General features: G+C 71.7%; 17 protein-coding genes. 15 read left to right on the top strand and 2 right to left on the bottom strand.

The annotated features are described in order from the left end of the window. Positions 1–206 precede the first annotated feature (206 nt). From ACIG0D_RS25570 to ACIG0D_RS25500, 15 genes are all read left to right on the top strand, one after another. Entirely contained in the window at positions 207–1,481 is a 1,275-nt protein-coding gene (locus ACIG0D_RS25570) for a GAF domain-containing protein (RefSeq protein WP_399805138.1), read from the top strand. Between the two features lie 280 nt (positions 1,482–1,761). Next, entirely contained in the window at positions 1,762–2,928 is a 1,167-nt protein-coding gene (locus tag ACIG0D_RS25565; RefSeq protein WP_399805136.1) for a hypothetical protein, read from the top strand. Positions 2,929–2,945: 17 nt separating this feature from the next. Next, a complete protein-coding gene (locus ACIG0D_RS25560) occupies positions 2,946–3,518 on the top strand; it encodes a GNAT family N-acetyltransferase (RefSeq protein WP_399805133.1) in 573 nt (190 codons plus the stop codon). A 194-nt stretch (positions 3,519–3,712) separates the two neighbouring features. Beyond that, complete coding sequence (locus tag ACIG0D_RS25555) at positions 3,713–3,796, top strand: putative leader peptide (protein WP_310591794.1); 84 nt, start codon at positions 3,713–3,715, stop codon at positions 3,794–3,796. 125 nt (positions 3,797–3,921) lie between these two features. Further along, positions 3,922–5,619 carry a nitrite/sulfite reductase gene (locus tag ACIG0D_RS25550; RefSeq protein ID WP_399805130.1) on the top strand — a complete coding sequence of 566 codons (1,698 nt, stop codon included), beginning with the start codon at positions 3,922–3,924 and terminating at the stop codon, positions 5,617–5,619. After that, on the top strand, positions 5,616–5,804 hold the full coding sequence (locus ACIG0D_RS25545; protein ID WP_399805128.1) for a hypothetical protein: 189 nt from the start codon (positions 5,616–5,618) through the stop codon (positions 5,802–5,804). Before ACIG0D_RS25550 ends, ACIG0D_RS25545 begins: the two co-directional genes overlap by 4 nt. Next, the gene (locus ACIG0D_RS25540; RefSeq protein WP_399805125.1) at positions 5,801–6,511 is read left to right on the top strand and encodes a phosphoadenylyl-sulfate reductase; all 711 of its coding nucleotides are present in this window, start codon (positions 5,801–5,803) and stop codon (positions 6,509–6,511) included. Before ACIG0D_RS25545 ends, ACIG0D_RS25540 begins: the two co-directional genes overlap by 4 nt. 23 nt (positions 6,512–6,534) lie before the next feature. Next, positions 6,535–7,071, top strand: a complete 537-nt coding sequence (gene cysC / locus ACIG0D_RS25535) for an adenylyl-sulfate kinase (protein WP_399805122.1) — start codon at positions 6,535–6,537, stop codon at positions 7,069–7,071. Beyond that, a complete protein-coding gene (cysD, locus tag ACIG0D_RS25530) occupies positions 7,068–8,003 on the top strand; it encodes a sulfate adenylyltransferase subunit CysD (RefSeq protein ID WP_399805119.1) in 936 nt (311 codons plus the stop codon). Before cysC ends, cysD begins: the two co-directional genes overlap by 4 nt. A gap of 2 nt (positions 8,004–8,005) precedes the next feature. Further along, positions 8,006–9,340, top strand: coding sequence for a sulfate adenylyltransferase subunit 1 (locus ACIG0D_RS25525; protein WP_399805116.1), 1,335 nt, complete (start codon positions 8,006–8,008; stop codon positions 9,338–9,340). A 216-nt stretch (positions 9,341–9,556) separates the two neighbouring features. Then, complete coding sequence (locus ACIG0D_RS25520) at positions 9,557–10,660, top strand: aliphatic sulfonate ABC transporter substrate-binding protein (RefSeq protein WP_399805113.1); 1,104 nt, start codon at positions 9,557–9,559, stop codon at positions 10,658–10,660. A gap of 32 nt (positions 10,661–10,692) precedes the next feature. Next, positions 10,693–11,490, top strand: coding sequence for an ABC transporter ATP-binding protein (locus tag ACIG0D_RS25515; protein ID WP_399805110.1), 798 nt, complete (start codon positions 10,693–10,695; stop codon positions 11,488–11,490). Then, positions 11,477–12,379 carry an ABC transporter permease gene (locus ACIG0D_RS25510; RefSeq protein ID WP_399805107.1) on the top strand — a complete coding sequence of 301 codons (903 nt, stop codon included), beginning with the start codon at positions 11,477–11,479 and terminating at the stop codon, positions 12,377–12,379. The genes ACIG0D_RS25515 and ACIG0D_RS25510 overlap by 14 nt, the downstream gene beginning before the upstream one ends. 5 nt (positions 12,380–12,384) lie before the next feature. Continuing rightward, complete coding sequence (locus ACIG0D_RS25505) at positions 12,385–13,128, top strand: sirohydrochlorin chelatase (RefSeq protein ID WP_399805104.1); 744 nt, start codon at positions 12,385–12,387, stop codon at positions 13,126–13,128. 474 nt (positions 13,129–13,602) lie between these two features. Next, the gene (locus ACIG0D_RS25500) at positions 13,603–13,854 is read left to right on the top strand and encodes a hypothetical protein (protein ID WP_399805101.1); all 252 of its coding nucleotides are present in this window, start codon (positions 13,603–13,605) and stop codon (positions 13,852–13,854) included. A 67-nt stretch (positions 13,855–13,921) separates the two neighbouring features. On the opposite strand, the gene ACIG0D_RS25495 is transcribed toward ACIG0D_RS25500, so the two are convergent. Next, complete coding sequence (locus ACIG0D_RS25495; RefSeq protein WP_399805098.1) at positions 13,922–14,140, bottom strand: hypothetical protein; 219 nt, start codon at positions 14,138–14,140, stop codon at positions 13,922–13,924. Between the two features lie 80 nt (positions 14,141–14,220). Continuing rightward, positions 14,221–14,769: a DUF1697 domain-containing protein gene (locus ACIG0D_RS25490; RefSeq protein ID WP_399805095.1), complete on the bottom strand. Its 549-nt coding sequence runs from the start codon at positions 14,767–14,769 to the stop codon at positions 14,221–14,223. Positions 14,770–14,922 lie beyond the last annotated feature (153 nt).

Genomic DNA, 14,922 nt, shown 5'->3' with positions numbered 1-14,922 from the left:
CAATCAACGTATACGTGTTCACCAGGGTTGCAAGGGGTTGCAACTTATGGGGGCTCACTGACCGGACTGTGCCCCTCCGTCCCCGGTGAACGGCAGTATGGGTCCCCCATCACCATGCGACCGGAAACCGCTGGCCGGAAGGCTTGACACCGGTTGCCCGAGAGGCAATTCCCCGGAGGACGACTGTGGCGAACTCGCCGTTGAACATGACGCGACTCGCCGCCACCGACGCCGCCCGCGCGGCGCGGGTGCTCAGCGAGGTGCGCGACGCCACCCTTTCCGGACAGCGCGCGCCCTTCACTCCCCGACCGGTCATCGAGGAGTCCTGGGGGCGCATGCTGCGCAGCGGCGTGGATCCCGAGCACGATTTCCGGTCGCGACTGCTCACCGCGGAGGAGGTCCGGCGGCGGCGCGAGGAGTCACCTCTGCGACATGTGCTGCCGGTGTTGCGGGAGGGACTGGTGTCGGTGGCGGACGCCGCGCACCACATCATGGTGGTCGCCGACGCGGACGGCCGGGTGCTGTGGCGGGAGGGCAGCGCGGCGGTGCTGCGCAAGGCGGACGCCCTGGGGTTCCTGCTGGGCGCCGACTGGCACGAGAACACGGTCGGCACCAACGGCGTGGGCACCCCCGCGGTCGTCCGGCGGCCCGTGCAGGTGTTCGCCGCCGAGCACTTCGTACGGTCGCACGCCACCTGGACCTGTGCCGGCGCGCCGATCACCGACCCGCGGGACGGGCGGCTGATAGGCGTGGTGGACGTGAGCGGCCCGCTGGAGACCATGCATCCGGCCACCCTCGCCTGGGTGGACTCGGTGGCCAAGCTCGCCGAGGCCCGGCTGCGCGAGCTGCATCTGACGGCACTGGAGCGGCTGCGCGCGGTGGCGGCGCCGGCGCTGGCCCGGCTCGGCGGGCGGGCGGTGGTCGTGGACCGGGACGGCTGGACAGCGGCGGTGACGGGGATGCCGTACACCAACCGGATCGCGCTGCCCAAGTCGCTGTCGGCGGGCCGCCGGTGGCTGCCGGGGCTGGGGTCGTGCGTGGTGGAGCCGCTGGCCGGGGGGTGGCTGGTGCGGCCCGCCGAGGACGAGCCGGTCCCCAGGGGCGGCACCACCCGGGTCGTGCTGGACCTGGCGCAGCCGCGCCGCTGGACGGTGACGGTCTCCGGCAGCCTGGGCTCGTGGACGCACGAACTGAGTCCCCGGCACGCGGAGTTGCTGTATCTGCTGGCCGTGCACCGCTCCGGGCGCAGCGCGGCGGGGCTGGCCGAGGACATGTTCGGTGACGCCCGGCGGAGGGTGACGGTCCGCGCCGAGCTGTCGCGGGTGCGGCGGTATCTCGGGGGGCTGCTGGAACACCGGCCGTATCGTTTCTCTGACGACGTCGAGGTGACCGTGCTGCCGCCCGCCGATCCACGGGACCTGCTGCCGCACTCGACCGCCCCGGCGGTGATCAGAGCCCGGCAGGCGGCTGCCTTGCCGTGAACGCGCCGCCGTGCCGTGAACGGGATGCCGTGCCGTGAACGCGCCGGCGTCCCATGAACGCCCTGAGCGGCCCGAGCGCTCTGAGTGCTCCGAGCGCCGCTCCGAGCACGACGAAAGCGGCCCTAAACCCAGCGCAGGGACGTTGGCCCCCTAGGGGTCAATTACGGGGTCTTCGTCCGCGACCCCGTACCCCTGCCGTAGCATCCCCCTACGGGCCGCCCCACCTGCGCCATGCCCAACGTGCGGAACGCGCGGCGCAGTTGGCCCCTCGGGAGGACTGATGAAGCAACGCGGCCGACACCGCAGACGCAAGCAGGGCAGGGCGCTGCGCGCGACCCTGGCCGGGACCGCGCTCGCCCTCACCGCCGCCGCCACCATGATCAGCGCCTCCCAGGCGACGGACGGGGCCCGCCCGGGACCGCTGAAGCCGCTCACCTCGGCGACCGCGCTGAACGAGCTGCGTCTGCACGAGGAGAGGTATCCGGCGGCACCGGGTCCCGCTGTCCGCATCGCGGACGTCGTCGCGGACGCCGACCGAGCGCTGCGCCCCGCCGCCGACTGCGCCGCCGCCGAGCGCGCGGCACTTCCGGTCACACCGGAGGCCGGCCGCGCCTGGTGCTGGGCCGAGGCGGACACCGGTGACGCGCGGGCCGGGGCGGTGACCGGTTCCGGGGACGCCGACGACGACGGCCACTGGGGCGAGCACCGGGTGCTGCTGTCCGGCTGGAGCGACGCGCGGGGCCGCGCCCGGATCGCCGTGGTCGACGCCGAGCGCATGACGTACGCCTGGGTGACCCCCGTGGTGCCCGCGGACGGCGGGCGCGCGGTGCGCCCGCTCGTCTCGCCGCTGTCCGGGCTGGTCTGGTACCAGGACAAGCTGCTGGCCACCGGGAACGGCGGCCGGACCCTCTACGTCTACGACATGGACCGCGTCCGGCGGGACGGCGGCGGCTTCACGCTGGCCGCCGTGGCCGCGTACCGGCTGACCGGTGACGCCCGGATCGGCGCGCTGTCCCTGGACCGCAGCACCGCGCCCGACAGCCTCGCGGTGAGCGAGGCGGTCCCGGCGGACGCCGACCGGCCCGCCCGGCTGTGGCGGTACGCCCTGGAGACCGACACGGTCGGCCCCGGCGCCGGACTGCCGGAGCCCACGCCGGTCGAGGCGTACGAGACGGAGGCGGCGGCCGGTGTGCACGGCGTGCTCGCCCACCGCTCCCGCTGGTACCTGGCCCGGGGCGACGGCGCCTTCGAGGGGCACGGGACGCTGGTCCGGCTGGACGGGGACCGCGCGGAGTCGGCGCAGTGCGGGCCGGACGGGACGTACCAGTGCTGGAGCGGACCGGCCGGGGCCCTGTCCTACTGGGAGGAGACCGGGGAGGTCTGGTCGCAGTCGGGGCGGACGCTGTTTTCGCTGGGACTGAACACGATCGACAGGTCGCTGGAGTAGATGGTTCTCTGAGGGGCATGCCGAACATCCCCGTGACCACCTGGTCCCTGGAGCAGACCGCTCAGAGCGACCTGCTGCCCGCCGCCGAGCCGGAGGGCGACATCCGGATCGTGCGCGCCGAGGTGCCCTCGCCCGAGTTCAGCCGCTTCCTGTACACCGCGGTGGGCGGGGACATCCGCTGGACGGACCGGCTGAGCTGGACGTACGCCCAGTGGCAGGCGGAGCTCGAGCGGCCGGGCGCGGAGACCTGGGTGGCCTACGACCGGGGCACGCCCGCAGGGTACGTCCAGCTGGACCCGCAGGACGACGGCGTGGTCGAGATCCTCTACTTCGGGCTGATCCCGGCCTTCCGGGGCCGCCGGATCGGCGGATACCTGCTGTCGTACGGCACCGCGCGCGCCTGGGACCTCGCCGACCGCTGGCCGCAGCGGCCGCCGACGAAGCGGGTGTGGCTGCACACGTGCAGCAAGGACGGCGAGTTCGCGATGGAGAACTACCTGCGCCGGGGCTTCAAGCTGTTCGACACCAAGGTCGAGGAGGAGGCGGAGGTCGCCACGCCTGGTCCCTGGCCGGGCGCGTACCCTGCATGAACGGGGCGCAGCCCCTCCCGGCCTGGGCGCACCGCTTGCGCCCCGGGCGACGGCATACCGTGCCTGACCTGGGACGACAAGGCCCTCTGCGGCCGATGTGACCGACGACACCCCTGTCTTGCTGTGCGAGACAGGGGTGTCCGCATCTTGGACGAAGCTGGACTGTGTCCAGATCGCCATGACACGCTTCCGTCATGTCTGGAACTGGAATCGCCTTGGTGAGTCGACGGCACGTCGACCTCGGCCGCATGTCCAGCGCCATCTGTCCGGCGCGCTGACAGCAAGCCAGCATCCCGGTTCCCCCTCTTCTGTCTGCCCCTGCGCGACGATGCGCACGTATGCCTAGAAGCGCCATACGCGCAGGTCAGAGCCGCTTCCGCCTGTCCCGAAGGACGTATCCACCATGGCCGCCACCCCGCAGAACCCTGCCGCCGCGACTCCCCGCCGCAAGGTGAGCCGTCACCGCGGTGAGGGTCAGTGGGCCGCGGGTCACTTCACCCCGCTCAACGGCAACGAACAGTTCAAGAAGGACGACGACGGTCTCAATGTGCGGACACGCATTGAGACGATCTACTCCAAGCGCGGCTTCGACTCCATCGACCCCAACGACCTGCGCGGCCGGATGCGCTGGTGGGGTCTGTACACCCAGCGCAAGCCCGGGATCGACGGCGGCAAGACGGCGATCCTGGAGCCGGAGGAGCTGGACGACGAGTACTTCATGCTGCGCGTCCGCATCGACGGCGGCCGGCTCACCACGCGGCAGCTCCGTGTGATCGGCGAGATCTCGCAGGAGTTCGCGCGCGGCACCGCCGACATCACCGACCGGCAGAACGTCCAGTACCACTGGATCCGGATCGAGGACGTGCCCGAGATCTGGAACCGCCTGGAGGCGGTCGGCCTGTCCACCACCGAGGCCTGCGGCGACACGCCCCGCGTGATCATCGGCTCGCCCGTCGCGGGCATCGCCGAGGACGAGATCATCGACGGCTCCCCCGCCATCGAGGAGATCCACCGCCGGGTCATCGGCAACAAGGCGTTCTCGAACCTGCCCCGCAAGTTCAAGTCCGCGATCTCCGGCTCGCCGCTGCTGGACGTGGCGCACGAGATCAACGACGTGGCGTTCGTGGGTGTCGTCCACCCCGAGCACGGCCCCGGCTTCGACCTGTGGGTCGGCGGCGGTCTCTCCACCAACCCGAAGATCGGCGTCCGGCTCGGCGCCTGGGTGCCGCTGGACGAGGTCCCGGACGTCTTCGAGGGCGTCATCTCGATCTTCCGCGACTACGGCTACCGGCGGCTGCGCACCCGCGCCCGCCTGAAGTTCCTGGTCGCCGACTGGGGTGCGGAGAAGTTCCGGCAGGTGCTGGAGGACGAGTACCTGAAGCGGAAGCTGGTCGACGGCCCGGCGCCCGCCCAGCCCGTGGAGCGCTGGCGTGACCACGTCGGTGTGCACCGGCAGAAGGACGGCCGCTTCTACGTCGGCTTCGCCCCGCGCGTCGGCCGCGTGGACGGCACCACGCTGACGAAGATCGCCGATCTGGCGGAGGCGCACGGCTCGGGCCGGGTCCGTACCACCGTCGAGCAGAAGATGATCATCCTCGATGTCGAGGAGGGCCAGGTCGACTCGCTGGTCGACGCCCTGGAGGCGCTGGACCTCACCGCCAAGCCCTCCCCGTTCCGGCGCGGCACCATGGCCTGCACCGGCATCGAGTACTGCAAGCTCGCCATCGTCGAGACCAAGGCACGCGGCGCCTCCCTCATCGACGAGCTGGAGCGCCGTATCCCGGACTTCGACGAGCCGATCACCATCAACCTCAACGGCTGCCCGAACGCCTGTGCCCGTATCCAGGTGGCGGACATCGGTCTCAAGGGGCAGCTGGTGCTGAACGACCGGGGCGAGCAGGTCGAGGGGTACCAGGTGCACCTCGGCGGCGCGCTGGGCCTGGAGGCCGGCTTCGGCCGCAAGGTGCGCGGTCTGAAGGTCACCGCCGAGGAGCTGCCCGACTACGTCGAGCGGGTCCTGAAGCGCTTCCAGGCGGAGCGCGAGGACGGCGAGCGGTTCGCCGCCTGGGCGGCCCGCGCCTCCGAGGAGGCGCTGTCGTGAGCGAGCGCGCGGCGCCCTTCTACTGCCCGTACTGCGGCGACGAGGACCTCCGTCCGAGTGAGGCCATCGAGGACAGTCACGGCGCCTGGGAGTGCGCGGCCTGCAATCGCGCTTTCCGGCTGAAGTTCCTCGGGCTGCTGGCCCGCGGGGTTCGGCAGGACACCACGGGAGGGGACGGGATATGACGACGGCTCAGCAGGAGCGCACGGCCGAGGAGCTGAGGGCGCTCGCCGAGCAGGCGGGCCGCGACCTGGAGGACGCCTCCGCGCTGGAGATCCTCAAGTGGGCGGCCGACACCTTCGGCAAGCGGTTCTGTGTGACCTCCTCGATGGAGGACGCGGTGGTCGCCCACCTCGCCTCCCGGGTGATGCCCGGCGTGGACGTCGTGTTCCTCGACACCGGCTACCACTTCGAGGAGACCATCGGCACCCGCGACGCGGTGGACGCCGTGATGGACGTCAACGTCATCACGCTCACCCCGCGCCAGACGGTCGCCGAGCAGGACGCCGAGTACGGCCCGAAGCTGCACGACCGCGACCCCGACCTGTGCTGCAAGCTCCGCAAGGTCCGGCCCCTCGAGGAGGGCCTGAAGGGCTACGCGGCCTGGGCCACGGGGCTGCGCCGCGACGAGTCCCCGACCCGGGCGAACACCCCGGTCGTCGGCTGGGACGAGAAGCGGCAGAAGGTGAAGATCTCCCCGATCGCCCGCTGGACCCAGGACGACGTGGACGCCTACGTCACCGAGCACGGCGTCCTCACCAACCCGCTGCTGATGGACGGTTACGCCTCCATCGGCTGCGCCCCCTGCACCCGCCGTGTCCTTCAGGGCGAGGACGCGCGCGCCGGCCGCTGGGCGGGCCGCGCCAAGACCGAGTGCGGACTGCACGGATGACCACGACGATTCAGGAGACTGACGTGACGACCGGAGCCACCGTCTGGCTCACGGGTCTGCCGAGCGCCGGCAAGACCACCATCGCCTACGAGCTGGCGGGACGGCTCCGCGAGAAGGGCCACCGTATCGAGGTGCTCGACGGCGACGAGATCCGCGAGTTCATCTCGGCGGGCCTCGGCTTCAGCCGCGAGGACCGGCACACCAACGTGCAGCGCATCGGCTTCGTCGCCGAACTGCTCGCCCGCAACGGCGTGCTCGTCCTCGTCCCGGTCATCGCGCCGTACGCCGACAGCCGTGACGCCGTGCGCAAGCGGCACGAGGCCAACTCGACGCCGTATGTCGAGGTGCACGTGGCGACCCCGGTCGAGGTGTGCTCCGTACGCGATGTGAAGGGCCTGTACGCCAAGCAGGCGGCGGGCGAGCTGAAGGGGCTCACCGGCGTCGACGACCCGTACGAGGAGCCCGAGTCGCCCGATCTGCGGATCGAGTCCCAGAACCAGACCGTGCAGGAGTCCGCCGCGTCCGTGTACGCGCTGCTCACCGAGAGGGGACTGGCATGACGACCGTCGCCACGATCGACGAGGGCACCGACACCCCGTACGCCCTCTCGCACCTCGACGCCCTCGAGTCGGAGGCCGTCCACATCTTCCGCGAGGTGGCGGGCGAGTTCGAGCGGCCGGTGATCCTGTTCTCCGGCGGCAAGGACTCCATCGTCATGCTGCACCTGGCGCTGAAGGCGTTCACGCCCGCGCCGGTGCCGTTCTCGCTGCTGCACGTGGACACCGGGCACAACTTCCCCGAGGTCATCGAGTACCGGGACCGCGCGGTCGCGAAGTACAACCTGCGGCTGCACGTCGCCTCGGTCCAGGACTACATCGACCGCGGGGTGCTCAAGGAGCGCCCGGACGGCACCCGCAACCCGCTCCAGACGCTGCCGCTGACGGAGAAGATCCAGAGCGAGAAGTTCGACGCCGTGTTCGGCGGCGGGCGCCGCGACGAGGAGAAGGCCCGCGCCAAGGAGCGCGTGTTCTCCCTGCGCGACGAGTTCTCCCAGTGGGACCCGCGCCGCCAGCGCCCGGAGCTGTGGAACCTCTACAACGGCCGCCACGCGCCCGGTGAGCACGTCCGTGTCTTCCCGCTGTCGAACTGGACCGAGCTGGACGTCTGGCAGTACATCGCCCGCGAGGGCATCGAGCTGCCGCAGATCTACTTCGCCCACGAGCGCGAGGTGTTCCAGCGGGGCGGCATGTGGCTGACGGCCGGTGAGTGGGGCGGGCCGAAGGACGGCGAGGTGGTCGAGAAGCGGCTCGTCCGCTACCGCACCGTCGGCGACATGTCCTGCACCGGGGCCGTCGACTCCGACGCGACCACGCTGGACGCCGTGATCGCCGAGATCGCCGCCTCCCGGCTGACCGAGCGGGGCGCGACCCGCGCCGACGACAAGCTGTCCGAGGCCGCGATGGAAGACCGCAAGCGCGAGGGGTACTTCTAAGCATGAGCACGACCACGACCGAGGAGCTCTCGGCCACCACCCTGCTGCGGTTCGCCACCGCGGGCTCCGTCGACGACGGCAAGTCCACCCTGGTCGGACGGCTGCTGCACGACTCCAAGTCGGTCCTCGCCGACCAGCTGGAGGCCGTCGAGCACGCCTCCCGCAGCCGCGGCCAGGACGCCCCCGACCTCGCGCTGCTGACCGACGGCCTGCGCGCCGAGCGGGAGCAGGGCATCACCATCGACGTGGCGTACCGTTACTTCGCCACGCCCCGGCGCCGGTTCATCCTCGCCGACACCCCGGGCCATGTGCAGTACACGCGGAACATGGTCACCGGCGCCTCGACGGCCGAACTGACCGTGATCCTCGTCGACGCCCGCAACGGCGTCGTCGAGCAGACCCGCCGCCACGCGGCGATCGCCGCGCTGCTGCGGGTGCCGCACGTGGTGCTGGCGGTCAACAAGATGGACCTCGTCGGCTACGAGGAGAAGGTCTTCGCGGCGATCGCCGAGGAGTTCACCGCCTACGCCCTCGAGCTCGGCGTCCCCGAGGTCACCGCCATCCCGATCTCCGCGCTCGCCGGCGACAACGTCGTGGAGCCGTCGGCGAACATGGACTGGTACGGCGGCCCGACCGTCCTGGAGCACCTGGAGACCGTCCCGGTCAGCCACGACCTGGCGCACTGCCACGCCCGGCTGCCCGTGCAGTACGTGATCCGCCCCCAGACCGCCGAGCACCCCGATTACCGCGGCTACGCCGGCCAGATCGCCGCCGGCACGTTCCGCGTCGGCGAGCAGGTCACCGTGCTGCCCTCCGGCCGTTCGACCACCATCACCGGCATCGACCTGCTCGGCGAGCCGGTCGACGTGGCCTGGACGCCGCAGTCGGTGACGCTGCTGCTCGCCGACGACATCGACATCTCGCGCGGCGACCTGATCGTGCCGAGCAAGGACGCCCCGCCGACCACCCAGGACGTCGAGGCGACCGTCTGCCATGTCGCCGACGCCCCGCTCACCGTCGGCCACCGGGTGCTGCTCAAGCACGGCACCCGCACGGTCAAGGCCATCGTGAAGGACATCCCGTCCCGGCTGACGCTGGACGATCTGTCCCTGCACCCGCACCCGGGCCGGCTCGTCGCCAACGACATCGGCCGGGTGAAGATCCGTACCGCCGAGCCGCTGCCGGTCGACTCCTACGCCGACTCGCGGCGTACGGGCTCGTTCATCCTGATCGACCCGAACGACGGTACGACCCTCACCGCCGGAATGGTCGGCGAGTCGTTCGCCGCCCCGGAGCCCGTCAAGGACGAGGCCGAGGACGACGGGTGGGACTTCTGAGCATGAAATCCCCCTTCTTCGGTGGCGGACGGCTCCTCGCCGGTGGACGGTTCTTCGCTGGTGGACGGTTCTTCGCCGGCGGACGGCGATGTTCGCGGTGACGTCCGCGGACCTCGCCGCAGCCGCCGGCGCGTGCCGCCGCCGAAAACCCGCCGACCTCCCGGCCACGGACTGAACCGACTCCGTGACCGCCGGGTCTCCGAGAGGAACACCCCCGTGCCTGCCACCCCCGTCCTGCACCGCGCCTTCGCGGTGATCGCCGCCCTCCCGCTGCTCGCGCTCGCCGCGTGCGGCTACGGCTCCCAGGCCAAGGACGACGACACCGTGCGGATCGCCGCCGGGGCGAAGAGGATCGACGGCCTGGACTCCGTCCGGATCGGCTACTTCGGCAACCTCACGCACGCCACCGCGCTGGTCGGCCGTCAACAGGGCTTCTTCCAGAAGGAGCTCGGCGCCACGGTCGCGAAGTACGCCACCTTCAACGCGGGCCCCTCGGAGATCGAGGCGCTGAACTCGGGGTCCATCGACATCGGCTGGATCGGCCCCTCCCCCGCGATCAACGGCTATGTGAAGGCGAACGGGAAGAACCTGCGGATCATCGGCGGTTCGGCGTCCGGCGGGGTGAAGCTGGTGGTGAACCCGGAGAAGATCAAGTCCCTGAAGGACGTCAAGGGCAAGCGGATCGCCACCCCGCAGCTCGGCAACACGCAGGACGTGGCGTTCCTCAACTGGGCCGCGGAGCAGGGCTGGTCGGTCGACGCCGAGAGCGGCGAGGGCGACGTGTCCGTCGTCCGCACCGACAACAAGATCGCGCCGGACGCCTACAAGTCCGGTTCGATCGACGGCGCGTGGGTGCCGGAGCCGACCGCGTCGAAGCTGGTCGCCGAGGGCGCGAAGGTGCTGCTCGACGAGTCCGATCTGTGGCCGGACAAGAAGTTCGTGATCACGAACATCATCGTGTCGCAGGAGTTCCTGGCAAAGCACCCCAAGGTCGTCGAGGCGGTGCTGCGGGCGTCGGTCGGGACCAACGAGTGGATCAACGCCCACCCGGAGCAGGCCAAGGCCGCCGCGAACGAGCGGCTGGCGGCCGACACCGGCAAGCCGCTGCCCGCCGAGGTCATCGGCCCGGCCTGGAAGTCGATCACCTTCCTCGACGATCCGCTGGCCGCCACCCTCGACGCCCAGGCCGGACACGCGGTCAAGGCCGGCCTGCTGGAGCGGCCCGACCTGAAGGGCATCTACGACCTCACGCTGCTCAACAAGGTCCTCGAGGCCGAGGGTGAGGCCACCGTCGACGACGCCGGACTCGGCGCCCAGTAACCGAATTCCGAGAGATCCAGGAGGTGACGACCATGGCCACGACGCTCGCCAAGGCCGCCGACGGTACCGAGACGACGGCCGCCGCGCACGCCGCCCGCATCGAGCACGTCTCGAAGTCGTTCCCGGGCCCCGCCGGGCAGCAGCTCGTCCTGGACGACATCAGCCTCGATGTCGCGCCGGGCGAGTTCGTCACCCTCCTCGGGGCCTCGGGCTGCGGCAAGTCCACCCTGCTCAACCTGGTGGCCGGGCTGGACAGGCCGTCCGCCGGGTCGATCGCCACCGACGGCCGCCCGGCGCTGATGTTCCAGGAGCACGCGCTGTTCCCGTGGCTGACCGCGGGCAAGAACATCGAGCTGGCGCTGAAGCTGCGCGGCGTCGCCGCCAAGGCCGAGCGCCGCGAGCGGGCCGAGGAACTGCTCGAACTGGTCCGGCTGAAGGGCGCGTACGGCAAGCGGGTGCACGAGCTGTCCGGCGGTATGCGCCAGCGCGTGGCCATGGCGCGTGCCCTGGCCCAGGACAGCAGGCTGCTGCTGATGGACGAGCCGTTCGCGGCACTGGACGCCATCACCCGGGACGTACTGCACGACGAACTGACCCGCATCTGGAGCGAGACCGGACTGTCGGTGCTGTTCGTGACGCACAACGTGCGCGAGGCCGTGCGGCTCGCGCAACGCGTGGTGCTGCTGTCGTCCCGCCCGGGCCGCATCGCGCGCCAGTGGACGGTGGACATCCCGCAGCCGCGCCGTATCGAGGACAGCGACGTCGCCGAGCTGTCCCGGGAGATCACCGAAGAACTGCGTGGGGAGATCCGCCGCCATGGCCAGCACTGACACCTCCGTCGACGCACCCGTCAAGGACGGCGGCGACCTGGCCGGCCTGGAGGCCGGTCTGGACGCCCTGGAGACGGTCGAGTCGGGCCGCACCCCGCTGCGCGAGACCCTGCTGCGCAAGGTGCTGCCGCCGGTCACCGCGATCGCGCTGGTGCTGCTGGTGTGGCAGGCGCTGGTCGCCTTCGGGATCGTCGACGACCCGACCAAGCTGCCCGCCCCCGCCGACGTGTGGGCCGAGGTCCGCACCGCCTGGTTGCAGGGCACTCTCCTCGACTACATCTGGACCTCCGTCTCCCGCGGCCTGCTCGGCTTCCTGCTGGCGCTCGCCATCGGCACCCCGCTGGGACTGCTGGTCGCCCGGGTGAAGTTCGTGCGGGCGGCGATCGGCCCGATCCTCTCCGGCCTCCAGTCGCTGCCGTCGGTGGCGTGGGTGCCGCCGGCCGTGATCTGGCTGGGCCTGAACAACTCGATGATGTACGCCGTGATCCTGCTCGGCGCCGTCCCGTCCATCGCCAACGGCCTGGTGTCGGGCGTCGACCAGGTGCCGCCGCTGTATCTGCGCGCGGGCCGCACCCTGGGCGCGACGGGTCTGAGGGGCACCTGGCACATCGTCATGCCGGCCGCGCTGCCCGGCTATCTCGCGGGACTGAAGCAGGGGTGGGCGTTCTCCTGGCGGTCCCTGATGGCCGCCGAGATCATCGCCTCCTCCCCCGACCTCGGCGTGGGGCTCGGCCAGCTGCTGGAGAACGGCCGCAACACCAGCTCCATGTCGATGGTGTTCCTCGCCATCCTGCTCATCCTGATCGTCGGTATCGCGATCGACCTGCTGATCTTCAGCCCGCTGGAGCGGCGGGTGCTGCGCAGCCGCGGTCTGCTGGTGAAGGGCTGACTCCCATGAAGCCGGTGCGCCCCGTCCTTGTCGTCGTCGCCCACGGCAGCCGCGACCCGCGGCACGCCGCGACCGTGCACGCCCTCGTGGAGCGGGTGCGCGCCGAGCGGCCGGGGCTGCGGGTGGAGACCGGCTTCCTTGACTTCAACATCCCGTCCGTGCAGGGGGTGCTGGAGTCCCTTGCGGCGGAGGGCGTGCGCGACGTGGTCGCGCTGCCGCTGCTGCTGAACCGCGCGTTCCACGCGAAGGCGGACATCCCCGCGGTCCTGCGGGAGGCACCGAGCCGGCTGCGCATCCACCAGGCCGAGGTGCTGGGCCCGTCGCCGCTGCTGCTGGCCGCGCTGGAACGGCGGCTGTACGAGGCGGGGCTCACCCCCGCCGACAAGTCCTCGACCGGGGTCGTGCTGGCCTCGGCGGGGTCCACCGACCCGGAGGCGATCGCAGTGATCGCAGAAATCGCGCGGGAGTGGCGGCACACCGGTTGGTGCGCCGTGCGGCCTGCGTTCGCCTCCGCATCCCTTCCCCGCACGGAGGACGCGGTCCGCGAGCTGCGCGCCGCCGGCTGCGCCCGCGTCGCCGTCGCCCCCTACGTCCTGGCCCCCGGCTTCCTCCCGGACCGCATCGCCCGCGGCGCCGCCGACGCCGACGTCCTCGCCGACGTCCTGGGCCCGGCACCGGAGGTGGCCCGGCTGCTGCTGGAGCGCTACGACGGGGCGCGGGCGCCGATGCCGGCGGCGGTCGGCGCCTGACTCCTCCCCGGAGGGCCGTCCCCCGGCCAACCGGTCCCGGTAGGCTGCCCGTTGATCACCAACGTGGCATGACGGGGGAATCGTGAGTTTTGAAGCGCTGCGGGCCGCATCCCGCCTGGTCGGCCGTCGTACGGCCCTGCGCTGCCTCGCCGTCGGCGTCGGAGCCTCCCTGCTGGCGGCCTGCAAGGGCGGCGACGAGTCGAAGCCCGGGAAGAGAGACGGGGGAAGCGACGCCGCAGGCGGCGGGGGCGACCACGGCACTGGCGGCAGCGGCGGCAACGGCGGCACCGGGACCGGTGGCGTGGCCGCCCAGTCGTTCGCGGCCTTCGTCCGGGGCTCCTGGAAGATCACCAGCGAGTCGACGAACGACGAACGCTTCACCTACACCGCGACCGTCGGCGACGGCGTCTGGACACTGGACTTCGGCCAGGGCGCGACCGAGCGGGCACCTGGGCGCTCCAGGGCGGCCGGCTGGTGCTGGGCGTACCCGAGCGGTTCGCGGGCGGCGACCTCGCCGACGGACAGACCGAGGAGGCCGCCGCCGAGAACGTCCCGGCGACGGTCGGCGACTCCGTCTCGCTCTTCCTGCCCTGGCAGGCCCCGGGGCTCGCTGGCCTGGACGACGAGCAGCGGCTCGATGTGAACTACGACAAGAAGAGCGGCGTCCTGCGCATCCGCCACATCGAGCCCGGCGGGATGACCACCCACACCTGCGCCCGGGCGTGAACCGCCCCGGCCTGTCCGGCCGTTGCCGCCGCCCACACCGGGGGCAGCCGGGAACGGCCGGTCGGGTTCAGGCGCCCAGCCCCAGCAGAGCCACCTCCAGAGGCAGTGCGGGGCGGGACGGGAGCGGCGGGGGTTCCTCGCCGTGGCCGGTGTGGGTGGGGAGCACGGGACGCAGGCCGCGGATGCCGTCCGCGGCCCAGGGCGCGTCGGTCGGCGGGAGCGACAGCGTGACACGCCGTCCGTCGGCCAGCGTCGTCTCCAGCTTGGTCGGGTCGTCGGTCCGCATCGCCCCTCGCTTCCGTCACGCCGTCCGGGGTGGCCGGCCTGCCACCTGTGAGGACGCCGACGCGCTCCCGGAAGTTCCGGTCACCGCGGCGCGGTGAGTTCCACCAGCTTCAGCACGGTGTTCCAGTTCCGGGTGGTGGCGATGACGCCCTTGGTCAGGCGGGGCCGGGAGAGGGCCTCGGCGAGTTTGGAGCGGCCGAGGCCGTTCGGGGCGTACAGGTAGAGGGCGCGGTCGCCGAGGCGGAACTCCTCCGGGAGATGGGCTTCGCGGTCGATCTCGGCGAAGCGGTCCTCGTCGACGGGGGCGGAGAAGTAGGTGACGTGGAGCTGCTTGGGCTCCAGGTGGGCGGCGGGGAACGGGCAGGCGTCGGCGATCGCCTTCAGATAGGCGTGGTCGCGCACGATGACGTCCACGGTGAAGCCGTAGCGCTGCTCGATCGCCCGGGTGAGTTCCGCGGCCAGGGAGTCCTCGTCGCCGCGGCCGGTGGTGAAGGCGGCCTGGCCGCTCTGGAGGTAGGTGCGTACGCCGTCGTGGCCGAGGCCCTCCATCAGGGTGCGCAGATCGGCCATCGGGATCTTCTTGCTGCCACCCACGTTGATTCCGCGCAGCAGCGCCGCATACGTCGTCACGCCCCCACCCTAAGCGGCCGTCGTGCCCCGTGGGGGCGGGCACGACGGCCGCCGTCTCGGGGTGGGGGTTGCGCGAAACTCTGGCCGAAACACGGGGTGTGGATCAACAGCTACACGCCTCTGTGACTTATTCAACAAGGTTGCGTAATCCAC

The sequence above is a fragment of the Streptomyces sp. NPDC052773 genome (assembly GCF_044547145.1).
Lineage (GTDB): Bacteria > Actinomycetota > Actinomycetes > Streptomycetales > Streptomycetaceae > Streptomyces.
This window is presented reverse-complemented; position numbering and strand designations above follow the sequence as displayed.